This window comes from Paenibacillus sp. FSL H8-0283, from assembly GCF_045040675.1.
Classification (GTDB): domain Bacteria; phylum Bacillota; class Bacilli; order Paenibacillales; family Paenibacillaceae; genus Paenibacillus; species Paenibacillus amylolyticus.
In genome coordinates this window covers 1,195,413-1,216,686 of sequence record NZ_CP150295.1, presented here as the reverse complement: position 1 = coordinate 1,216,686, position 21,274 = coordinate 1,195,413, and the positions used below count along the sequence as shown (strand labels likewise).

Below are 21,274 nucleotides of genomic sequence, written 5' to 3'. Positions count from 1 at the left end.
CAGCAAGGAGTAGTGGTTATGCTCAATATTAAATTTCGTACACCTCTAACCCTATTAATAATGATTTGTTTAAGTATCACTGTATTTTGCGGTTGCATATCGAACGAGCAAAAAGAAATTGTACAAAAAGCTGAGATTGCAAGCCAAGCTTATTTTAAAGAGACCTATGGAATTGATGTTCAATTTACAGGCCACAAGTTCATTCCGTCTGACTTGTCTCATACGGTGTCACTGACAGGGTACGTAAAAGGAAATAAGACCCAAGAAATATTCTCAATGGTAGATTACGATACTTATGAAGTCAAAACAGGCTCAGTGCCCGAAGACATCAAACCTCTTAAGTAGTTTATAAGAAATTTTAACTTTTAAAACTTTAGGGCCTTGTACAGATACATGGCTCTTTCATATGTAATAGTAGGGATTTCATAGCTAACCTTATCCTCTTTTTTCCAAAGAAGTAGAATCATTATAGTCCATCTTCTGTGAATCGTGTATACGACATATAAGAAATGAGCACAAAGTCTTTATAAATTTCAGGCATTAAATCTTACACATTACAAGTTATAGGACGTTGTTACCAGAATAATTTCAGTAATTTGCATAAATATGTGAAAGTAACGGTTTATAACTTTGTCAGGCAGCGACGCTCTATATACATCTTTACACTCGTCACTGCCTATACACTCATAATGCTAGCTCCTCACTCGAATCAGATACGTGAAATATGAAGCCCTCCTGATTCATCAATTGGATTACGAGCAGCAGACACAGTAATTCACTTTACACCACCACAGTCAGCGCCTGGCTTTCACACTTTTTCCTCTTCTTTACAGCTTCATTCCACCCACAACGAAACCCAGATGAACATGCTAAATAACAAGACTGGTGCAAGTGCGCCTGTGGCTAATATGATCCAAAGTGTCGCGGGCTTGATCCTTTGGCAGTATGTATCAACCTTGCGCATCCGATCTTTGCGCCACTTGGCGAACCTGAGCTGTCTGACCATCCGACTCAGAACTATTTGCCGCTGCTCGCCCTCTTCGAATTCATCGATCGCACGCCGCAACTCCTCGTATAATTGAGCCTCTTCCTGACCAGCCACTGTAGGTGTAATCATCTGATCCTTCCTCCCATGAGAACATTATTGAGATATAGCCACTACTTAAATAACACATTACAGACCTTCAAAGTTTGAGGATTTTAAAAAAAATGAACAACCCAAAAAGCCCGGGCATAGCCCGGACTTCGTAGAATCATGTTAGAACTATTTAACTGAGTGTTATTTAGCTCGCGTTAGCGATCAATGCATTCAAGCATACCGCACCCTGTGCGCGCACATTAACGACAATAATCGGCGTTTCCAGCATGTCGTGCATCCAGGACATATACTCTTCTACTTTTTCGTTCGGAAGGATCGTCAGAATAACCCCTGCGAATCCACCACCATGAATACGACAAGCGCCATCACCCAGGTTTTGCAGATAATTCTCGGTCAGTGCCAGCGCGATGCCAATCTCCTGTTCCTTCACAGCACCACTCTGATATACATTCTGCAACCACTTCCATGATGAGTTACCGGACGCCATAATCAGTTTCAAGAAATCAGCAAAACGTCCATCCCGCAACGCCTGAACTTGACCATCGACACGATTGTTTTCCTCCAGGAAATGAAGCGCACGTAGCACGGCACGATCCCCAGCAGCTTCACGAACCTTCTTGAGGTTGGCGTAGATTGCGTCAGCTGTAATTTCCCGAACATACTCACTACCCAGCGCCTGAGCAACCGCTCTCATCTCATATGGCACAGCAGCGTAATCTTCCGTCAGATCGGCGTGGTTACCACCTGTATTCACAATGACCAATGAGTAACCGTTCTGTTGGAAATCCCATTGAACAGGCTCGATAACCGGCTGTGCAGGATTCTCAAAATCAATGGCAATCAGTCCGCCGTACGCACAAGCCATCTGATCCAGCAGACCGGAAGGTTTGTTCCAATAGTGATTCTCCGCATACTGACCGATTTTGGCCAAGGTTACAACATCCAGTGCACCGTCATTATAGAAGTGATTCAAAATCGTACAGATCAGCATCTCAAATGACGCCGATGAACTGAGTCCTGATGCCGAGAATACGTTACTGGAGATGTACGCTTGGAAGCCGCCAACCTGGTGTCCAAACTCTCCGAATCCCGCAGCCATACCGCGAATCAATGCTGTTGTGCCATCGTCTTCCGTATTTGGCGTGAGATCCGTGAGATCGATTACATATTTCTTGTCATAACCTTCTGAATAAAAGGTAATAACCGATTCTGCCGTTGGCGCAGCCACCGCAAGTGTATCCAGCGTGATGCTGCCCGCCAGCACTTTACCATGGTTATGATCCGTATGATTGCCGCCAATCTCGCTGCGTCCTGCTGCGCTGAACAACTTGCTTCCCTCTTGCGGGCCGAAGTACTCTTCGAACGTTGCGTTCAGCTTTGTGTAACGTGCAGTCTGTTCTTCTACTTGTGATTGTCCATACATTTGGGCAAGCAACGCTTGGCCCTCCGTGGATTGGATCAGATTCAATGGTTTTGTCGTCATTAATAATCCTCCTATGGATATGCAACTTTTATTTTTAGACTGTTGGTGAACATGGTTGTTGTGTCTGTTTCATGCCTTATTCCTCTCCCATTATCTCAGCTTCGTAGCGGAAAAGGTAGGGTAGAATTGAAAGTTTGTAAGCGTTTTGTGAAGTTATTTAATGTAAAAATAGGATTGAAAACCATTTTAGAATAACTTAAATTTGGTTTAAGTGAAAACACATTATCTTCCAATCTTAAATTTGCTATGCTTTACATCTTATTGGTGGAGGGAACGATGAAAATCAAGTCGAATTATACCAAGTTATTTGGCGCATTTTCTCTTACATTTTTGGGTGATGGACTTACGCTTGCTGCGGTTCCTTGGCTTATATCAACCCTTACAAGCGATACGCTGTATGCCTCTGTCACCATGACTGCACTTCGTTTACCCTGGCTTCTCTTCAGTCTACCCGTGGGTGTCCTCATCGACCGATACTCACGCAAACATATGCTGATTGGCGCAGGCTTTACGCGAATGATCCTTCTGCTTGTCCTAACGTTATGTATCTGGGGGGGATGGGTGAGCATTCCGATTCTGGCTCTGTTCATGTTTGGTATTGGCCTGAGCCGAGTTGTATTCGACAGCACGGTGCAGACGGTCATCCCACAACTGGTAGATGAGAGTAAGTTGGAGAAAGCGAATGGGCAGTTCACCGCCGGACAGTTAATCACAAGTGATATTCTGGGCGTTGCTCTGGGAGGGTTTATCATAACCCTGCATGTTGTTTTTCCTTTTGCCATAGACGCTGTAACAGCTGTTATTGCTCTGCTTTTTTTAATCAGTTTGAAGGGAAACTTCTACCCAGGGGATACGGAAACAACCAAGAAGGAAGTTCGCCCGATGAAGAATTGGAAACGCGAGATGTGGTCCGGTATTCGATATGTCTATCATGATCGTTTTCTCCGCGGACTAGCCATTCTATCTGTCACCATTACGCTGATGTATTCGATCATTCTGGCTACTCAGATTTTCTTTGTACGAGATGTGCTTCAGTTGGATGCTTTTGCATTTGGTATTCTCATCTCCATTGCAACAATCGGTAGCATTGTAGGGAGCCAGGCTGTTGCTTATATGCGTAAGAAATGGAGTACAAAACAATTGATTATTTCCTCCATTTTGTGCATGGGAATGATCTACGGTGTGGTGGGTCTTTCTACAAATGCGTATATGGTAGGCGGCCTGTACTTCTGTGCTGCATTTTTCATTATTGTCTACAATGTTACCCGTTCCTCCATCCTGCAACGTTCCGTTCCTAATGAGATGCTTGGCCGGGTCGGAAGTGTGTTTCGCTTTTTGTCCTTTGGGATCAGTGCCATTGGTACGCTTCTCGGCGGATTGTTGGTGCGGGTTAGTGAAACAACATTTGATCGTGTATTCTCGCTGCAACTCCCTTATCTCTTGTTAAGCCTGATCTATCTCCTGTCTGCTCTGATATTCGCAATGAAGATGCAGAATCATTCAGAGAGCCAGCAGCGTAACCTCAACGCTTGACTGTTACGTTAGGTCATACTTGATAATGATCTCAAGCTTACATGAAGGAGAGATTAAGGATGAAGATTACCGCGTTACGTTCAGATCAAATCTATGAGGAAATCATTCAGGCTGCACCCGATGAGAAATTGGAGTTATACCGTGAACAAATGATGAGTCCATTCATGAACAAATGGAACATTCAACAGATCCCATTTCGCTCTCAAGAGCCTCACGGCTTTGATGTGATCATGATGAATAACTTTATGAATATCGCTCCAGCAGATATCACACCTGAGATTAACGAATCATTAGCAGCGATTTCGTCTGAAGCATTTTGGCAACAGTGTCATGAAGCAGTTTGTACGAGTCTATCGACCTTTACAGATCACGGGATTGAGCTATCGGTCTCCGAATATCTATATACGATTTTATTAGGCGACAAGAACAGTCCTTCACTCACCATGAACGAAGGCATCAGCGGAGATGGTGGAATCCCGGGTTATATTATTGCGAACCTGATCCCCAATAGGTATACTCTACCTCGTATGCAATCCGTGTTAGCCCATGAATGCAATCATAACGTAAGGTATCAATATATCCAGTGGAATCCACAGATTACGCTTGGGGAAATGGTTGTTAGTGAGGGGTTGGCCGAGAGCTTTGCGACATCCCTGTATGGAGAAGAGTTGCTAGGCCCCTGGGTAGCTAAAACGGATATGGAGACTTTGAATAAAGTAATCAAACCGAAGATGAAAGATCAGCTGTATGTCACCGGTTTTGACCAAATTAATCCGTATCTATACGGCGATGAACTTGCCATCATGCAAAACTTCACGCCCGTAGGTATGCCCTATGCGGCTGGCTATGCTTGCGGTTATCACTTAATTAAATATTATCTGAACAAAACAGGTACACCGATCACCGAAGCAACCATCACTCCAGCAAGTGTCATTCTTGCTGAAACAAAGGACTTTTGGAATGAAGACACCCTGTTTCACCGTTAAAGATATCATTCAGATTACTGGCATCACCAAACGTGCATTACATTATTATGATAAAACAGATCTATTAAAACCGAGCAAAGTCGAAGACAATGGCTATCGGTATTACGATCAAGAGGCACTGGGGAATCTGCAGATGATTCTGTTGTTCAAAGAAATGAATTTCTCATTAAAAGACATTGCGGCCATGATGCAACTTTCCAAAGAAGAACAAAAAGATATCCTAAGAGAGCACCGCAGCACACTCGTTCAACGCAAACAAAAGCTCGAAACCATCATCCATCAATTGGATGAGTATGTAGATGGGACGGATATCTCTCATCTTAATCTGTTTGACGACTCTTCCATTCTGCCCATCCAAGAACAATATGAATCCGAGGCGAAGTTTGTATATGGAGATACCGAGAAATATCAGGAGTTCGAAGCCAATGTGAGCCAGCTGTCTGTGGAAGAGCAAGAACAAGCTTACCAGCAGTTCTCGGTCAACATGGAGCAAGTATTTCGGGAGTTGGCGAAACATCAGGATCTGTCTCCTGCTTCTGGTGAGGTGCAAGCGTTAGTGCGTGAATGGAAGAGTTGTCTGGAGCAGTTTATAGTCTGTGATATTGAGATTCTGAGGTGTATTGCTGAAGCCTATACGACGGATCGTCGCTATGCGGGTTATTTTGATCAGTTTGGCGATGAGGTTTTTTTGAGTTTTTTGTATGAAGCGATTATGGTTTATGTGAAGGGTGGGGGAAGACCTTTAAATCCCGTTTCCTAGTATTAGGATGGTTTCAAAAGCAGATTTCGGGCAGTAAATGTCTCCCCTACCGTATTGCGCAACGTCCTTTCGTACCGGTTCACTTGAATGTAGCGTCCCTCTGGTATAATCCTTCACTTCGCTCTAATTCTAGTTATCTATACTTGCTATAGCTTGATTATCCACTAAAAAACACAATCTTCCGATTTAAAATTCACAGTTACGAAAGTATACTAAAAAATTCAATCCTTTTTTCCTGGTCCTTTTGTATTAATGTATATAAATTCCACTTAATAGGTATCATATGGAAATTTTATATGTTAAGGTTATTAATGTTGGCCAACACGAATAAACCAACTCAAGGTATATTAGGGAGAGATGATTAATTGAAGAAATTTTTAAGTTTAGTGATAACATTGACCTAAGTATTGTCGTGTACTACTATTAATTCAGCTTCTGCAAATGTGACTGAGGAAAGCAATGAGAACTCTGAAATCAGTAGTCTATTTACCAATTTTATAGATACTGCATTTGAGAATACCGAAGATTTTACAGTTAAGGATCTTGAAGGTTCAGTTGTTACAGATCGTTTTATCGAAGTTACTAGTGAACCTTATGAAGCAGCAGATTATCGGACAATACAAAATATAATTATAGAAAACAACTGGTTTTTATCATATAGAGAACATACTCCATTAGACAACTTAAAAGAATCAGGCTTAGAAGTTAATGCTCTAAGTAACATCAGGGGAGAGAATGTCTCGGAGAGATTCTATCACATTGCAAAAGATTCAAGAGACAAATTCACAAAAGAGTGGGTCGTTACTCTTTCAGGTAATTTCTCTTATAATACAAGTACATTTAAAGTAACATCTGTTAGTGGACCTAAAATCAGCCTAACCACAGCAAACTTCGGAGCTATGTTTTCTCCGGCTCTAGAAGACATCTATACCTATAATTCCTCTTCTGGATCTACAGCTACCTTCAATGCAAGGTATAAAATGAGAGCTGTACTCGGATTATCTATAGGAGATCTTCCATTAGGAGTCAATCTCGATTTTGGAACTCATACGGATACTATGAACGCATATCCTTCCGTACTACAGCCTTAAATAGGGATGTCAGTTTTATTAAGTAAAGAGGTGACCATACATGAAAACAAAAAGTGAAAAGCTACCAACACTCTTTTTACTTATATACGCTGTCCTAATGCTTATAAGTTACAGTGCCTATCTATTTTTAGAGAATACCCGATTAAGTCAATCCCAAAAATGGCTATCTGAAGGCATCTTAACCAAGGATGATGTTAATTCCATAAGCCAAACCGGAAGATGGACAACGATCTCAGAATCTGCGTTCCTCATTATATTCGTGATTGTATTCATTTTTGTAATGTATCAATTTCAGAAAAAACCTTTAAAACATTTTTTCATCTTCAATGCAGCATTATTTATTGGAGTTACACTAATTAGTTACGTCGTTTCACTTGCTAGCTCCATGCCGATAGGTAATTCAGTTCAACCGGTTATTATCCCTGCGTTTTTACTCGTTGCCCTGTGTATCTATACGTTATGGAAAACAAGAAATGGAAAATAGAAACCAGACTACATGCCACAAAACGGTATGTAGTCTGGTTTTTTTGTTCAACTTGAGTTCCCTCGTTCAAAATACGCATGCAAACGATACTGACAAATCTCCTTCGTCCAACGATACAGTAGCGCCTTTTCCTGCGCATCCTTCACCTGCACATTCAGCGAGAACACGCCATCCTCGAATCGTGTCATGCTACCCTTCGCCCCGCTCCACATTGACATCGGCATGTCGATAATCAGTTTCTCAATCCGTGTTGCCGTCTTCTCATTCCATTCCCAGATCGCAAGCTTTTCCTTGTCTGAAAAGTCTTTCCGTTTCCGATATTCCTTCTCCGTCAGGTACGTATGGAAGAACCTTGCCATCTCCCCCGGCGTGATCGAGTCCATCCAGTGGGCTTCGCCTCGCTCCAGCATGTATAGCAGCACGATCATTTTGTAGCTTTTGTTCATGAGTCTTCTCCACATCACGCAGCCACGCCTCATGCCGGACGTACACCTCTCCCTCAGCATGGGACAGCAGCTCCGCCCAATAGAGAAACCCAACATACGAACCAAATTCGCTCCGGTACCCGATACTCTTCGAACGCCCCATCAAAAAGGCAAAAGTAACAGCCCAAAACGGTACAGTTGTAACGGGTGAGAATTTTTATGATTATAAGCAAAAGTCCGAAATAAACATCCAAAAAGTTCTAAAGGGTGATTCTGCTTTACTCAACCAAAAAGTCACACTCTATCAAATGGGTGGTGAAGATAAAAATGTTGTAGTCAAATATCATGGAACAACTCCTCTTGTTGAAAATGATAGTGTAATTCTCTATTTAAAGAAAATTGGCGACAATGAGTATATTCCAATCAATGAGGATGTGAGTATTTTTAAAGTGGGAACTAATGAGCAGCTTATAAATTTACAAAGTCTTAAGATCATCTCTGAATTGACACTTATAGAGGAATCTACACATTAAAATGATGGAATGAATACAGCGGCCTTAATTGGCCGCTGTATTCATTCCATCCATCTTTACTGCTCTATAGTAAGTCTCATTATCTTTTACTGCAATATAATCGTCTGTCTCTACATTTTTTACTTTAAATAATTTTGTCCCTTTTTTATACTTGTTGGAGAACAGATTCGGTAATTTATTACTTTCATTTGTAGAGTATTTTTTAATTGTTCCAATTTCGATTTCCACATCAGTTGTAGTAACAGTTTCAGTTGTCACCTTGTAAATCCCATTCTCCCAAGTTACGACATCAAATGCCCAACTTTGAAGTTCATTATGACCTGAGTTTGAGCATGCCACAAGTAACAACATTGAAGTCAGAATGAATACAAAAGTCCTTCTCATAAAAAAACCTCCCACTACAAAATGTTGTTATCTCATAATCCGGAAAATTCGAACAGCAAGAATTTAAAGCGCAAATATGTACATAATATTACCAATAATGTTTTTTATTGTACACACTAAGCTGTGTAATTCATCATGAAATTCTGTAAATTATCATCTATGTCAGAAGTATGGTCGTAGGAAAGTTAAAAAAAACTTGGAAGAAGCGCCTGCGAAGCGGCGGTAGCCCGTAACCAGATGTCATATGATTATGCTGAAATGCGATAGAATAAATAAAGATCTGCAACTTCAGGAACAAAATTATAGATTTCACGGCTTGGATACTTTCAACTGAAGGGATCGGTTGATTTTGTAAAGTAGTCGATTGGATTGAGGATATAAAAATAGCCCATGACTACTCCGTATAGGAGTTGAAATAGGCTTATTTTTTTATTATTCCTCAATGGATTGAATCGCATATTCTATATCCTGCTCCATATCCAGATCAGGATACTTCTTTTGCAATTGAAGAAGACAATCTATAAATGCTCGACTTTGGAATTCAGAAGATAGATCTTCAAATATCTCACTGAGCCAATATAAATCTTTTTCTACACATTGATTTAGAAATGATATGGCACTCTGCTCATTCTCTTTTAGAATGTCTACCATCTCATTCCATATCGTTTGAATAGCTGGATCGTCGGGATGTAAATCTTTTCTCTTCTTTTCTAATGAGATAACTTTTTCACTGTAGTCTACCATGGTTCGCTCTCCTCACGGTTGTCTTGAGTTATCTGGAGTAATCGTTCCGATCTGTCCATCGTTCTTGATCACTCCCACTCTAACATCGTTATAGTTTCCAAACATCCATTCGCCATCACCTTTAACTCTATTCTCAGGCAGATTTGCTATATGCTCACCTGACTTTTTGATATCTTCCGATGTCCACTCCTTAGGGAACCATGCTTGGCCCTCTCCACTTCTCTTTACTTTATTTTTGTGGTTCGGTATATTACCAACTCGTACACCGTTTGCATATTCTTTAATAATGTTAAATGTGATTTTATTCAAAGTACCTTTTCTTGCATTATTCTATTGTCCCCGCTCAAAATACGCATGCAAACGATACTGACAAATCTCCTTCGTCCAGCGATATAACACCGCCTGTTCCTCGGCATCCTTCACCTGCACATTCAGTGAGAACACGCCATCTTCGAATCGCGTCATGCTGCCCTTCGCCCCACTCCACTTGGACATGGGCATTTCAATTATCAACTTCTCAATCTCCGTTGTCGTCTTCTCATTCCATTCCCATAGCGCAAGTTTACCTTTGTCCGAAAAGTCCTTCCGTTTCCGGTACTCCTTCTCCGTCAGGTACGTATGGAAGAACCTTGCTATCTCCCCCGGCGTGATTGGGTCCATCCAGTGGACTTCATCTCGCTCCAGCATGTACAGCAGCACGATCATTTTGTAGCTTTTGTTCATGAGTGTCTTCTCCACATCACGTAGCCACGCCTCATGGCGGACGTACACCTCTCCCTCAGTCGGGGACAGCAGCTCCGCCCAATAGAGAAATCCAACATAGGAACCGAATTCGCTCCGATACCCGATACTCTTCGAACGCCCCATCAGGTGTAGCTCCAGATACGTCGGAATACGCCCCAGTTCTCGCTTCACATCCAGAAAATCCTGATGCAGCTTCTCGCGGCGTGGCAGCCGTTTGCGGCTTAGCTCTTGGAGTAGATTAACCACCCGGGTCTCCAGATGAATTCCACAATTGGCTGGAACTTCAGGCACACCCGAATCCATCGCTTTCCCGCTTCGTTCCTCGTCTCCACGCACATCCAACAGACTCAGCTTCACATCCGCATTGCGGTAATTCCCGATCAGGTCGATAATGACACAATGCGATTTGCCCTCTGCCAGCCTTAGACCACGCCCCACCTGCTGGGTGAATACCGTAAGCGACTCGGTTGGACGCACGAACAACAGCGTATCCACACGCGGAATATCTGTCCCCTCATTGAACAGATCCACCGTCAGTATAACCTCCAGCTCACCCTCATCAAGCTGCCGGATCGCTTCCTCCCGCGACATCTCCGATGTGCGCGAATGTAGACTGAGCACCTTCACCCCCTGACTGCGAAAATACGCAGCCAAATAGTCCGCCTGCCGGATCGAGGAGCAAAAGCCAATCGTTCTCGTCTGCTTGTGCCGCAGCCAGGCCGCATAGATCGTTTCCACATGCTCCTCTTGCAACTGAACAGCCATGAGCTGTTCTTCATCATACTTCGTCCCGATCCAACGGATCTGCGAATAGTCCGTATCGTCGAATACTCCGTAATATTGAAATGGCGCCAGCCAACCTCGCCGGATCGCTTCAATAAAATGCATCTGGTACGCCACATTCCCGTCACAGAGCGCATACACATCCTTGCCATCCAGCCGATCCGGGGTAGCCGTGATGCCCAGAAGGAACTTAGGCTGAAAATGCTCAATCACCAACATGTACGTCTTCGCCGCCGCATGATGGAACTCATCCACCACGATCAGATCAAAGGCATCCACCGCAAACCCATCCCGGTGCTTCTGCATACTCAGCGTAAAGATCGAAGCATACACACAATCCGCGGTTCCATCCTTATACTGTCCGTTATATATCCCATGACTGCGCTCGGGCATGATCCGTTGAAAAGACTTCTTCGCCTGGAACAAAATCTCTTCCCGATGCGCCACAAACAACACTCGCTTGAACCGCTCCGCGAAGAAACCCGCCAGATATGTTTTACCAAGCCCGGTCGCCATGACGACCATCGCTTTGTCGTACTGTTCCTCCATCGTGCCATGGAGTGCTTCGAGCGCATCCAACTGCGCAAAGCGCGGCTGAATCGGGGCAAGCGACAGCTCGGCGGCTTCTTCCTCTTTGTCCTCAGGTAGCCCCGTCCCGAACTCTGCTTCTTCCATCTCCATGATCCGCTGGATCATCTCCGGGTTCTTCTGGTGATATTTGCGGTACTCTTCCTCATACAGCGCAATCGAATCCGGGTTCACCGGCAAGGTTGTCTCGTGGTAGAAGCTCTGCATGAATTTGTCCAAAGCCATCTGGAACGTATACGGCTCCGCTTCCGCATTCATCGCCAGATTCCATTCATACCCCGTCTTGAGCGCCGTGAACGAAAAGTTAGACGAGCCGACAATCAGCAGTCCTTCCCCGTTGTCATGATCGAACAGATACGCTTTCGGGTGAAAAGAAGTGCCCATACTTCGCCACAGCCGTGTCTCGATTCGTGGATCAACCTTACACAGCGCCCGCAATCCTTCTGGCTGTGTTATGTACAGATAATCTCCTGCGAGCATTCGCACCTCGGCTCCACGTTCTGGCCCGTTTCAAATGCGGAGCAAGCAACTTTACACCAGACTGCATAATAAAGGACGTCATAATATAAATCCCGGATGCATGCTGCATCCGGGCAATCAGTTCGTCTGCCAGGTTATCTGTAATGAGTTTTACATTAAGCTTCGTCGACATCGATCAGATACACCCGTTCCTGGAATCCACCGCGCTCCTCGGCTTTGTCTGCCCGAAGCTTATCCAGCTGAGCTGCATTCACACCGTGCACCTCCGCCAGTGCCCGGATGACCTCCAGCATGTCGGCTAGTTCTTCCAAAGCTTCCTGATCACTCGCTGCATTTACGTACTCATCCGATTCTTCTTGCAGCTTCGTTCTTAACTCTTGCTTATACTCCTCCGGGTCCAGAATACGTGTGCGGCATACCTTGCCACTGGATGTGATAATATGCGGAATCTTGTCCCGCACCAATTTGTTGTATGTAGGCATGTGGTATAACATCCTTTCTACTGTGAGAGCCTTCGAGCCTCGCGCCAGAATCTCCCTTTTTGCCATTATACCATTTGCCATGAAGAGCGATGGGTTGATTTTGTAAAGTGGTTGGATTGGAATGAGGAGTTAAAAATAACCCATGACTACTCGTATTCGAGTTGAAATGGGCGTTCGGTAATTTGTAATGTCTAATTTTTCTGCATCAAACTCTGGTTCATAAGGATTCTAAGCCAACAGTTTTGAGACAATCACATTCGTATCCATCATTTCTTTATCAATCTCGACCAAGCAAGTGTCATCATCCATAGCTGGTTCATAACCGATTCTAACTTTTTCAATTGCATACTTCTTCTTAATATCAAGAATATACTCTATTAACTTCTGAGCATTTAACGTTGTCTCTGAATTTTCTCCGCTGAACAACTCCTCTTCAGGAAAATTCATAACGATATCTCCAGATTCCTCATCGAATGAAAATACAATCATCACGTCGTTATAGGTATGACCTAGGTTAAGCTGAGATAATAATATATTCCCCGTTCCCTTAGGAGAAAGAATCTCTTCAAGGCTCTCTATTTGCTGAAATTCAATATCGTTTTTACTACGGTTATCATAAAAGTGAGAACTTTTGATCCGATCCACCTGAATGTTCAAATCATTCTTAATGAATCGATCCAGATTATTTTTGTTAAAATCAATTAAAATGATTTCTAAACTTTGCACAATACAGACCCTCTTACATCAGGTAATTCTTCATATCACATTAATTCGGTATTGTAGGCGGATGTAGTTGTTGCTTATGTTCCAAACCAAACCATTGCTCAATATGATTACATAACAATGGAATGTCTTGAATGGCTTGCTCACAGATTTCTTTATATGAATCTTGAAGCACTTCCTCAAGTTCCAAATTCACTTGATATGCCTCAGTTTGTTTAGCATGGTGCACATCCGCTGGCTCAATGACATAATTTTGATTTTTGGTTAAAGGACTTACATAGATCATCCACTCAAGGTTTCCCTTAAAGTGCTGAATACAATGCTTTAATTCCTCGTAAAGCTGATCAGCGTTATGGAATCTAAAATAAAAACCCGCAGGTTTCTCATATATCCGATTCGGATTATACATCTCTGTTCTATTCCATTCATACGAACCTAATTTGGCCAAGGTATACGCCATAAGTTCCGGCATAAGCACCTCTTTCTTGCTTTTTAGATAAATACTTTTTGACACGATACCCACCTCACTTGAGAGTACGAATCATGGGCTGTTGATTTTATGTCTCATAATACTCAAATTGAATCGGGATTAACATAACACCATTCGGAATGAATTGTAGTTTTCAGAATTTTCTCCAGATCAGATAAGGTATATATCCAGTCTTCTTCAATCCATATAACCATCTGTGGCTGTCTCATAAGAAAATGATATAGAAAGATTAGAGTAACCTCTTCATTTTGATAAACTTCATCTAAAATCAGCGTGTTAAAATATACTCTCCCATCATCTCTCCATTCCAATTCTCTATATTGATATTGAACAGGTTCATCATATACATCGACTCTGATGTTATTCTTTTGCTCACTATGGCCCAACTCTTCTTGGTCTGAAAAGGTTATTCCCAAGGAGCAATGTTTCATGTTCTGTTCTGAATCTGTATCTTCAATTCCAAAAACTAAAGTTAACTTTGCATCCAGACAAGCTTCTTGTATATCCTGGATCAAACGCTCAATGGGAATATTACTATTTTCTTCTACTAAAACAAAAGCAGATGCCATTACTTCAGTACCTCCCTTAATTCTTCTAACGAGTTAACCACTTTGACACCCTTGCTCTCAATATAATCGATTTTCTCAGATGCAATTCGACCCGTATTTTCTAGTGGCGCGTCTATATATAAAATAACTTCCTTCTTCTTGTAATTGAAAAATTCTTTATTATTCATATCCACTAATCTATCTATTTGGTCTGTTTTCACTGCTCCCGCTGACTTTTTCACTTCAATAATTTGTGAGTTCGTTACAACATCCAAATCCGTAACTCTTAATTTATTTTCTGCATTTTTAATTTCCACCCCAAATCCAGTTACCCCGACATGCCGATCTACAAATTCACCAACTTTTCCTTCAACAGCTTTCCCTGTGTCTCGGCTATGTTTTGCAGCTTCTATAGCATTGGTAATATTTTTGGGATTGTGCTCTACCCAAACGATTTTGTTTCCAGCTTGGTTAGTATACTCCACTTCTAATCCTTTGTTCGTTTTGCTGACCATTGGGTTATCGTGCAATATTTTGGTTTGAAGGTGACTAGGCGTTACTTTTCTGTCTTTCGGTAATCTTAATCCCTCTTTCGGAACCTTATAACCCTTATTATACGTTCCTGTAAAAGCCAACACGAGCTTAGCAGTCTGTAAACCTCCAATAGAAACTGCTGCTTGCCATGCAGGTATGGATTCTCCAGTTACGGGATGATGACCTTCCTTAAATGCGCTGATCTGTTCATCATATATATCCCCACCACTAGACTCCTGTTGCTTCGGTCCAGCTCTCATTTCTTCATAACTGCCACCATTTTCCCAATACTTAACAAACTCTTTTTGCCCTGGCATCCCATCCTCCGCTTCACTGGCAGGCATGTTAACTGCAAACAAAGGATTATATACCATTCGTCGTTGCTCTTCTGGGTTACCTGTATTATGGTTCATCATTGTATGGGCAGCAATCTGTCCAGCAACGGCTCCCAAGCTCACCTGTTCCTGATCTGCTTGGTCGAATCTCTCGGCAATCGCGAACAGATCTTGGGATGACTTAACCATACTCTCCAGCGCTCGATCCAGAACAGAACGTGACTGCTGAAAATCATAGAAAAATCGTTCCTGCGTTGCTCCCGCCCACTGAGACTGGATGAAGCCGATCCGTGCAGTCAGGTCATTACGTATACCTTCCAACTGCTGCCTGCCCTGCTCAATCTGCCTGGATACATGGAGTAGTTGCTCTGGTGTTACTTTAATTGTACTCATATCATTCTCCGCCATTAAAATTAGGATTTTACAATGTTAGCAGAAGTTTGTTGCAAATACATCCACCCATTATCCTGATTTTCCCTTTCACCAAATAAATAGGTTTCAGTACTTATAATCCTCCAGTCCCATTCCTGTGAAAGGAACCTCCAGATGATCATGACACGCCTTATATCAGAAAAACTTTGTTGAATTATCATTCAATCGAGTGGCTAACTCCTCCAAAATGTCTTCCGTTCGTTGAAGGAGCTTTTCGATGTTATCAAGGTCTAAATATTGATCCTCTTGGCGTTCCTCTAAAGATGACATATGTTGCATCGTGCCGATGAACAAAGCGATATCCAATCCAGGTTCAGTGTCCGTATGCACTAGAGGCAAGATTTCGTTCATAGTGAGTTCCTTGGGTGGATGAACTGAATGATACTTATGGATATAAAGTGCCTTAATCATGGAGGCTAGAGCCCAATCACATAGAATTAGGCAGGCTTTAAACTGATTGTGTTTACACATGATGGCCGCAAGTTTGAGATGATACTTAGCATGTTGGTGATATTCCATGATTGTAGTATGTATCATGTGGTAAGCAGGAATATGTTTGGACCTAGGTTGTGTGGAGATATCATGGTCTTGCGAACGTGGGGTAAAATCTACTAGGTGATTACAATGTGCTTCGGTTATGGACCAATTTCTTGCCATTGTCATCCCTCCAAAGAGTTAATACCAATATTATACATTAAAATGATACATATAGTAATCAAATAAATTATTTGTATTCTTCGTTTGGTGTTTACCTTGAGGAAACTTGTCTACACTTTTGAACATAGAGAGGTGAATACCATGAACGAGGACAGAGAAGTTTTGAAGCTGGTCGGAGCCAGAATTCGTGCACTACGCAAAGAAAGAGGGTATTCACAGGAATCCCTCGGAGAAAAAGGTGGATTTCATTTTTCATACATAGGACAGATCGAACGTGGAGAAAAGAATGTTTCTTTGGTGAACTTGGCAAAGATCGCTGAGTCACTTGAAGTAAACTTAATACAGCTTTTCGCTTATGTAGACGAGGATTTTCATTTCACAGAGTCAGAAGTAGTTATACAGGAGATTTTAGAAATGTTAAGAGATGCCTCCCCTGACAGTATTCAACTAACCAAAAATGTGATACGTGAAATATTAAAGTAATCTTGAACATAAAAATAACAAAGGCAAGGCAGCTTAAAACTGCTTTGCCTTTGTTTCTACGTCATTTTATTGAGGTCACTCAGATAGCTTTCGTTTTTCTACAAGTAGGGTAGCTGCTACATCCCCAAAATTCCGCCCCAGCTTTATTCTTACGTTTAACCATTACAGCACCACAACTACATTTGATTTTAGATAATACTTTAGAGGAAGCTTGCTCCTTCTTGATCGGTTCAACTTTTACCTTTTTACTGGAAGGCACCCATTTTCCCCAACTGCGCAGCTTGCTGTCTACTAAACCACCGTGCCAGTAATCCACTTTGAATTGATCGGCTTCTTTTCTTGCTGGACCCGTAAGATCAGATGTGGTCACGATTAGAGACAAAATACAGTCATGATTCCTTTTCGCACCTACCAGCTCACGAACAGTCATTACTTGCACCTTATTATGATCGGCATAACATTTGGCTTGGACTGCTGTTTTTTCACCGCGCTTATCCGTAATAACCAAATCTACTCCTCCATCTTTACCCCCAACGCCAACTTCTTTTACGGTATAACCATTGTCTCTAAAATAGAGTGTAAGTAAACGTTCGAACTCTGCTCCGGTCATTTTATCTAATGGTAAAGTTAGAATCACTTCGTCTGATCTACACGTAGAGGAGGCACGATTAAATCCGCTACTCACAGTTTTTTTAGTAGTCTGTTTCTTCCGTGGGTTGGACTTTTTTCTTTTTTTCTTTTTAGAAGGCTGTAATAGTCCAGCAACAACTGATAATGTAACAACACCAATAACGAGCCATATTATTTCATTCATTCACTTATTCTCCTTAGAACTTATAAAAATATAACCGATTCACCTTTTAAATGGCTTTCATACTTTTAGCAATACGAAGTATAGTTTTTTCGTTTTCATCAAAAAAATCTTTTGATACTTTAACGTAGTAGTTGTATTCAATTTCATCATCAGACATCCAGGATAACTCCAGTAAAACCATCCCCTGCTCATAACCAACCCACATATCTGCCTTTACCCCGCTATCGAGTTTTAAACTTTGATATTTCATCGATTCTGATACTGAATCATCTATACCTTCGAAAACATGACTACCATATACTCGAATATCAATATCCGGGTTGCCCACATATAGCTGCTTCCCATCCCCATTATCTGATTCCTCTCCTGCTATCCAATCACCAGGATAACTAATACTGAAGCCGAATCTGCTGTTATGATATGTGGTCCACTCCACATTGCTTTTCTCATTTTCAACACTCTCATATGTACTTGACTCAGTAGTTATAGTATTTTCTTTGTTAGTCAGATCGGTACTAGAATCACAGCCTGTAATTACAATGATCAACATTATGACTATTAAATACTTCATCGAATTATTCTCCTATCCAAATAGCTGTATAGCAATATTTTCTTATTTCTAGAATTAAGGAAGTCTAATAAAGAAGCGTCTTCCGAAACCCAATGTAGAAGTTTTTTCTGTTCCAAGCTCCATTTGGAAAATAGAAACGAATACTAGATTTTGTTGCTTAGTAACGCCATTAATAACTGAACTCCCAAACAGATTGATTCCTGCGCTGACCCATTCATTATCTGACTCTTCTATTGAAGAGTTTACGACCCACTCAACGAAATCTTCTTTGCTTGGGTTTGTCACGGCAAGCAAAATCAATATAAATCCAATTACAATCCAAAATTTATAATTTCCACTTTTACTAATTGAGGTATGTACATCATCACTTTCCATGTCTTTATCACCTCCCATATTTATCTCTATTCACACGTAGTTCTAATAGATCAGACTATCGAATGAGAACTAGGCTTATAGAATCATTATCCAACATAAATCCATTTATTTCCACCATTAATTACTATAAAACCTGCTTTTCAAAGCAGGTTCCTCGCGTTGCTCTGTCAAACAATACACTTATTCGCCACAGCCACCATTCGCAGGCATCTCATTTCGCGATCGCTACACAAAGCTCATCAGTATGCTTCAATTGTGACTCTCTGATTGTCATAAACAGAGATGTATTATCACAATACCTGTGAAAATACATCCATTTATTACTCTTAAAACTTCTAACACTTCTATCCAAAAGACTCTTTGTTCATAAAGAAATTACTTCTCAATTAGATAACGTATTTTCCCTACAATGTTTTCCTTATCTAAAACAGATATAGTTATAGTAGAGCATTCATTTGTTTTCTTAACTAAATCTTCAACATACTCCTGAATTGATTTATTCTCCTTTTGGATAATATCTCTTACTCTAGTTGCGTAATAGGAAGATAGAATTCCAGACATTAGATACTCATATGTGATATCGGGTAACTTTAAAATCAAATATTCTACAATTCCTTTCCCCGGGCGCTCATTATAAAATAAGGCATAAAAGTCCTTCTCTGATAAATTAAAATGAATGTTACAAAAGAAAACTCTATAATCATCTTCATAAATATAATCTTCAGTTGTATAGGATATATTTCTACAAAGTTGAATCAAATGACTAACAAAAAAGTCTACTTTTAATAACTGGGGTGAACTAACTATATCGCTTAGAAAAACCATTTCCCACCTTCTGTAATTCGTATTCTTAACTTGCATAAAATCAAAATCGTAAAAACCAATAGGATAAGAGTTTCTTTCTGAGAATATATATATAAATTTAAGAAACTTTGTGGGTGAAAGATAGCTTTCCATCAAACATCTTTCTATAATCTTTTCGTTAAATCTAGATATATTAATATGTTGACTAATCCATACTATTAGGTCTTCCTCTATTCTGTGACCAATGTTACTCTTACTAATCCTATGACAAACGTAGCCCAATATAGCTTTACTATAGATTGTCTCACTATTCCACTCAAGTTGAACAATTCTCCTGAAAAGGACAACCTCATTTTTCCATTCCCACGACGAACCAGTGTATAACATATGATAAAAAACTAAAGAGACTTTAAATTTTAATTTCAATTTTCTCGTCAAAAAAAGAACATATTTTTTATTTTGTTCAGTACACTCCAAATTAATCATATAATCATAGATTATTTCACTGGTTTGATTATCCATAAATTCACTGTTATAACTAGATCCGATAAACCCCCAAAAGTGAGAATATTCATTGTTCTTTATTCCATCTACGAATTTATTATATAGTCTGAGTAACTCTATCAAATACTTTTCATAACTTTTTGAAAAAAACGTCTCATACTCATTTGATTTTTTTGTTTTATTAGTAAATGAATCGATAGCATATCCGTGACATTCTCTTTGTGTAACACACTCGTGCACTAGTTCAACATCATTGTAAGACAGAACTTTTTTCTTTATCTCCAGGGGCAATGTAAAATAATTATCAGGATATGATCTATCATTACTATATGTAGAGAATACATTATAAATCTGTTCGTATTTACCCTTATCTTTCTCGATTACGCTAGAATTATTAATAGCAATAGCTTGAAGGTTCCAAATGTTCAATAGATCACTAAGATTCAAATCTATTTTCGTTTCCTCAATTTTTTTATAGAGCATTTTAAAAAAATTATATATAAAGTACGGTTTATAATTAAATTCATCATGTTTACAAATTGAAAAAAATCCACTGATTTTTTTATTTGGTTTAGATGGATCTATTGAAAAGAAAATTTCATTGATTACATACATTAACATATCTCTCTGTTCCTCTTTAGGAATGGTCTTCAACTCTGCAAAAATGCTATTTAGCAAAAAATTGCTGTTTTTTCTACATGAATATTCAAAAGATTCTCTATACTCTTCTGAAATCTCATCCTTGATTAACACATCTAAATACATTCTTCGGCTTTCTTGCATATTAAATAAAGCCCTCATATTTCCAAGGGTTCTCAAGAAAATATTTAAGTATAGAGTAAAAATTAATAATAAACAGATTTCCCATGAAGCCTGTATAACTGCATTATACCTACTTGTACCAGTTAAAATTTCAATAGCTTTCTTTTCTAAAATTGGATAAACAGATGCATAAAGTATAAGAACTTTAAAAATACTCGATGTAAATATATTAAAACCCAGACGCTTCAAGAACAGTGTTTTTGTCATACTTCTACCCCAAAATTTATCATATTTATTTTGAAGTGCATAACCTATCGTAAATTGAAAGAAGGCATACAATACCCCATATAACGTCAAAATACCAATAACTAAAGTTAAGTAGCTCTCTTCATTACCAGCACTAACGATCTTATACTTTTGTTGAAAGGCTATTAACATAACGATAACTATTAAAAGAATTATATTACGTATAAATTTAAATATTTTGAAATATAACTTTGCATTGTTAGTTAGTCTCAATCTAACTTTTATTCTCGAATATACTGGAATCACTAATACGTTAATAATTAACAAACAAATCAATATATAAAACAGTAACTCTTTGCTCTCTGAAAAAAACTCAAAAATATTCATATAGTCTTTT

General features: G+C 40.2%; 24 protein-coding genes and 1 pseudogene. 8 read left to right on the top strand and 17 right to left on the bottom strand.

The window, feature by feature from the left end; genetic code table 11:
* Nucleotides 1–18: 18 nt before the first annotated feature.
* A complete protein-coding gene (locus MHI52_RS05470) occupies nucleotides 19–345 on the top strand; it encodes a hypothetical protein (RefSeq protein WP_083684846.1) in 327 nt (108 codons plus the stop codon).
* Between the two features lie 490 nt (nucleotides 346–835).
* Here the strand turns inward: MHI52_RS05470 and MHI52_RS05465 are convergent, their stop codons facing one another.
* Together MHI52_RS05465 and MHI52_RS05460 are read right to left on the bottom strand one after the other, a co-directional pair.
* Nucleotides 836–1,117: a hypothetical protein gene (locus MHI52_RS05465; RefSeq protein ID WP_036672575.1), complete on the bottom strand. Its 282-nt coding sequence runs from the start codon at nucleotides 1,115–1,117 to the stop codon at nucleotides 836–838.
* Nucleotides 1,118–1,283: 166 nt separating this feature from the next.
* Nucleotides 1,284–2,582, bottom strand: coding sequence for a galactokinase (locus MHI52_RS05460; protein WP_405158629.1), 1,299 nt, complete (start codon nucleotides 2,580–2,582; stop codon nucleotides 1,284–1,286).
* Nucleotides 2,583–2,858: 276 nt separating this feature from the next.
* On the opposite strand from MHI52_RS05460, the gene MHI52_RS05455 reads away from it, so the two are divergent.
* The 5 genes from MHI52_RS05455 (at nucleotide 2,859) to MHI52_RS05435 (ending at nucleotide 7,436) form a co-directional block, all read left to right on the top strand.
* Nucleotides 2,859–4,115, top strand: coding sequence for an MFS transporter (locus tag MHI52_RS05455; protein ID WP_405158628.1), 1,257 nt, complete (start codon nucleotides 2,859–2,861; stop codon nucleotides 4,113–4,115).
* A 59-nt stretch (nucleotides 4,116–4,174) separates the two neighbouring features.
* Complete coding sequence (locus tag MHI52_RS05450; RefSeq protein WP_405158627.1) at nucleotides 4,175–5,101, top strand: DUF2268 domain-containing protein; 927 nt, start codon at nucleotides 4,175–4,177, stop codon at nucleotides 5,099–5,101.
* Entirely contained in the window at nucleotides 5,076–5,861 is a 786-nt protein-coding gene (locus MHI52_RS05445; protein WP_405158626.1) for a MerR family transcriptional regulator, read from the top strand. The genes MHI52_RS05450 and MHI52_RS05445 overlap by 26 nt, the downstream gene beginning before the upstream one ends.
* A 443-nt stretch (nucleotides 5,862–6,304) precedes the next feature.
* Nucleotides 6,305–6,952 (top strand): hypothetical protein, encoded by a 648-nt coding sequence (locus MHI52_RS05440; protein WP_405158625.1) that lies wholly within the window; start codon nucleotides 6,305–6,307, stop codon nucleotides 6,950–6,952.
* Nucleotides 6,953–6,992: 40 nt separating this feature from the next.
* On the top strand, nucleotides 6,993–7,436 hold the full coding sequence (locus MHI52_RS05435; RefSeq protein WP_076253410.1) for a hypothetical protein: 444 nt from the start codon (nucleotides 6,993–6,995) through the stop codon (nucleotides 7,434–7,436).
* Between the two features lie 47 nt (nucleotides 7,437–7,483).
* On the opposite strand, the gene MHI52_RS05430 is transcribed toward MHI52_RS05435, so the two are convergent.
* Nucleotides 7,484–7,882, bottom strand: a complete 399-nt coding sequence (locus MHI52_RS05430; RefSeq protein WP_405158624.1) for a hypothetical protein — start codon at nucleotides 7,880–7,882, stop codon at nucleotides 7,484–7,486.
* A gap of 287 nt (nucleotides 7,883–8,169) precedes the next feature.
* On the opposite strand from MHI52_RS05430, the gene MHI52_RS05425 reads away from it, so the two are divergent.
* Entirely contained in the window at nucleotides 8,170–8,394 is a 225-nt protein-coding gene (locus MHI52_RS05425) for a hypothetical protein (protein ID WP_076253412.1), read from the top strand.
* Between the two features lie 24 nt (nucleotides 8,395–8,418).
* Here the strand turns inward: MHI52_RS05425 and MHI52_RS05420 are convergent, their stop codons facing one another.
* From MHI52_RS05420 to MHI52_RS05375, 10 genes and pseudogenes are all read right to left on the bottom strand, one after another.
* Nucleotides 8,419–8,778 carry a hypothetical protein gene (locus MHI52_RS05420; RefSeq protein WP_017690437.1) on the bottom strand — a complete coding sequence of 120 codons (360 nt, stop codon included), beginning with the start codon at nucleotides 8,776–8,778 and terminating at the stop codon, nucleotides 8,419–8,421.
* 432 nt (nucleotides 8,779–9,210) lie between these two features.
* Nucleotides 9,211–9,522 carry a hypothetical protein gene (locus MHI52_RS05415; RefSeq protein ID WP_076253414.1) on the bottom strand — a complete coding sequence of 104 codons (312 nt, stop codon included), beginning with the start codon at nucleotides 9,520–9,522 and terminating at the stop codon, nucleotides 9,211–9,213.
* Between the two features lie 12 nt (nucleotides 9,523–9,534).
* Nucleotides 9,535–9,831, bottom strand: a complete 297-nt coding sequence (locus MHI52_RS05410; RefSeq protein ID WP_405158623.1) for an EndoU domain-containing protein — start codon at nucleotides 9,829–9,831, stop codon at nucleotides 9,535–9,537.
* Nucleotides 9,832–9,852: 21 nt separating this feature from the next.
* A pseudogene (locus tag MHI52_RS05405) lies at nucleotides 9,853–12,289 on the bottom strand (DEAD/DEAH box helicase family protein).
* Entirely contained in the window at nucleotides 12,273–12,599 is a 327-nt protein-coding gene (locus MHI52_RS05400; RefSeq protein ID WP_076253417.1) for a nucleoside triphosphate pyrophosphohydrolase, read from the bottom strand. The pseudogene MHI52_RS05405 and the gene MHI52_RS05400 overlap by 17 nt, the downstream one beginning before the upstream one ends.
* A gap of 228 nt (nucleotides 12,600–12,827) precedes the next feature.
* Nucleotides 12,828–13,325 carry a hypothetical protein gene (locus MHI52_RS05395; RefSeq protein WP_405158622.1) on the bottom strand — a complete coding sequence of 166 codons (498 nt, stop codon included), beginning with the start codon at nucleotides 13,323–13,325 and terminating at the stop codon, nucleotides 12,828–12,830.
* Nucleotides 13,326–13,365: 40 nt separating this feature from the next.
* A complete protein-coding gene (locus MHI52_RS05390) occupies nucleotides 13,366–13,836 on the bottom strand; it encodes a hypothetical protein (RefSeq protein ID WP_405158621.1) in 471 nt (156 codons plus the stop codon).
* Nucleotides 13,837–13,895: 59 nt separating this feature from the next.
* Nucleotides 13,896–14,381, bottom strand: a complete 486-nt coding sequence (locus MHI52_RS05385; RefSeq protein ID WP_315370777.1) for a hypothetical protein — start codon at nucleotides 14,379–14,381, stop codon at nucleotides 13,896–13,898.
* Nucleotides 14,381–15,622, bottom strand: coding sequence for a WXG100 family type VII secretion target (locus tag MHI52_RS05380; RefSeq protein ID WP_179087933.1), 1,242 nt, complete (start codon nucleotides 15,620–15,622; stop codon nucleotides 14,381–14,383). Before MHI52_RS05380 ends, MHI52_RS05385 begins: the two co-directional genes overlap by 1 nt.
* Nucleotides 15,623–15,796: 174 nt before the next feature.
* Nucleotides 15,797–16,318, bottom strand: coding sequence for a hypothetical protein (locus MHI52_RS05375; RefSeq protein WP_083684856.1), 522 nt, complete (start codon nucleotides 16,316–16,318; stop codon nucleotides 15,797–15,799).
* 141 nt (nucleotides 16,319–16,459) lie between these two features.
* Here MHI52_RS05375 and MHI52_RS05370 point away from each other — a divergent pair, with 141 nt between their 5' ends.
* The gene (locus MHI52_RS05370) at nucleotides 16,460–16,801 is read left to right on the top strand and encodes a helix-turn-helix domain-containing protein (RefSeq protein ID WP_076253421.1); all 342 of its coding nucleotides are present in this window, start codon (nucleotides 16,460–16,462) and stop codon (nucleotides 16,799–16,801) included.
* Between the two features lie 79 nt (nucleotides 16,802–16,880).
* On the opposite strand, the gene MHI52_RS05365 is transcribed toward MHI52_RS05370, so the two are convergent.
* The 4 genes from MHI52_RS05365 to MHI52_RS05350 form a co-directional block, all read right to left on the bottom strand.
* Nucleotides 16,881–17,615 carry a restriction endonuclease gene (locus MHI52_RS05365; RefSeq protein WP_076253422.1) on the bottom strand — a complete coding sequence of 245 codons (735 nt, stop codon included), beginning with the start codon at nucleotides 17,613–17,615 and terminating at the stop codon, nucleotides 16,881–16,883.
* A 46-nt stretch (nucleotides 17,616–17,661) separates the two neighbouring features.
* Complete coding sequence (locus MHI52_RS05360; protein WP_076253423.1) at nucleotides 17,662–18,186, bottom strand: PsbP-related protein; 525 nt, start codon at nucleotides 18,184–18,186, stop codon at nucleotides 17,662–17,664.
* 54 nt (nucleotides 18,187–18,240) lie between these two features.
* On the bottom strand, nucleotides 18,241–18,561 hold the full coding sequence (locus MHI52_RS05355) for a hypothetical protein (protein ID WP_076253424.1): 321 nt from the start codon (nucleotides 18,559–18,561) through the stop codon (nucleotides 18,241–18,243).
* Nucleotides 18,562–18,936: 375 nt separating this feature from the next.
* Nucleotides 18,937–21,264 carry a hypothetical protein gene (locus tag MHI52_RS05350; protein ID WP_076253425.1) on the bottom strand — a complete coding sequence of 776 codons (2,328 nt, stop codon included), beginning with the start codon at nucleotides 21,262–21,264 and terminating at the stop codon, nucleotides 18,937–18,939.
* Nucleotides 21,265–21,274 lie beyond the last annotated feature (10 nt).

Coding starts and splice junctions, on each gene's coding strand:
- MHI52_RS05470 (WP_083684846.1), top strand. CDS start 19: ATGCTCAATATTAAATTTCGTACACCTCTAACCCTATTAATAATGATT.
- MHI52_RS05465 (WP_036672575.1), bottom strand. CDS start 1,117: ATGATTACACCTACAGTGGCTGGTCAGGAAGAGGCTCAATTATACGAG.
- MHI52_RS05460 (WP_405158629.1), bottom strand. CDS start 2,582: ATGACGACAAAACCATTGAATCTGATCCAATCCACGGAGGGCCAAGCG.
- MHI52_RS05455 (WP_405158628.1), top strand. CDS start 2,859: ATGAAAATCAAGTCGAATTATACCAAGTTATTTGGCGCATTTTCTCTT.
- MHI52_RS05450 (WP_405158627.1), top strand. CDS start 4,175: ATGAAGATTACCGCGTTACGTTCAGATCAAATCTATGAGGAAATCATT.
- MHI52_RS05445 (WP_405158626.1), top strand. CDS start 5,076: ATGAAGACACCCTGTTTCACCGTTAAAGATATCATTCAGATTACTGGC.
- MHI52_RS05435 (WP_076253410.1), top strand. CDS start 6,993: ATGAAAACAAAAAGTGAAAAGCTACCAACACTCTTTTTACTTATATAC.
- MHI52_RS05430 (WP_405158624.1), bottom strand. CDS start 7,882: ATGAACAAAAGCTACAAAATGATCGTGCTGCTATACATGCTGGAGCGA.
- MHI52_RS05425 (WP_076253412.1), top strand. CDS start 8,170: ATGGGTGGTGAAGATAAAAATGTTGTAGTCAAATATCATGGAACAACT.
- MHI52_RS05420 (WP_017690437.1), bottom strand. CDS start 8,778: ATGAGAAGGACTTTTGTATTCATTCTGACTTCAATGTTGTTACTTGTG.
- MHI52_RS05415 (WP_076253414.1), bottom strand. CDS start 9,522: ATGGTAGACTACAGTGAAAAAGTTATCTCATTAGAAAAGAAGAGAAAA.
- MHI52_RS05400 (WP_076253417.1), bottom strand. CDS start 12,599: ATGCCTACATACAACAAATTGGTGCGGGACAAGATTCCGCATATTATC.
- MHI52_RS05385 (WP_315370777.1), bottom strand. CDS start 14,381: ATGGCATCTGCTTTTGTTTTAGTAGAAGAAAATAGTAATATTCCCATT.
- MHI52_RS05380 (WP_179087933.1), bottom strand. CDS start 15,622: ATGAGTACAATTAAAGTAACACCAGAGCAACTACTCCATGTATCCAGG.
- MHI52_RS05375 (WP_083684856.1), bottom strand. CDS start 16,318: ATGGCAAGAAATTGGTCCATAACCGAAGCACATTGTAATCACCTAGTA.
- MHI52_RS05370 (WP_076253421.1), top strand. CDS start 16,460: ATGAACGAGGACAGAGAAGTTTTGAAGCTGGTCGGAGCCAGAATTCGT.
- MHI52_RS05365 (WP_076253422.1), bottom strand. CDS start 17,615: ATGAATGAAATAATATGGCTCGTTATTGGTGTTGTTACATTATCAGTT.
- MHI52_RS05360 (WP_076253423.1), bottom strand. CDS start 18,186: ATGAAGTATTTAATAGTCATAATGTTGATCATTGTAATTACAGGCTGT.
- MHI52_RS05355 (WP_076253424.1), bottom strand. CDS start 18,561: ATGGAAAGTGATGATGTACATACCTCAATTAGTAAAAGTGGAAATTAT.
- MHI52_RS05350 (WP_076253425.1), bottom strand. CDS start 21,264: ATGAATATTTTTGAGTTTTTTTCAGAGAGCAAAGAGTTACTGTTTTAT.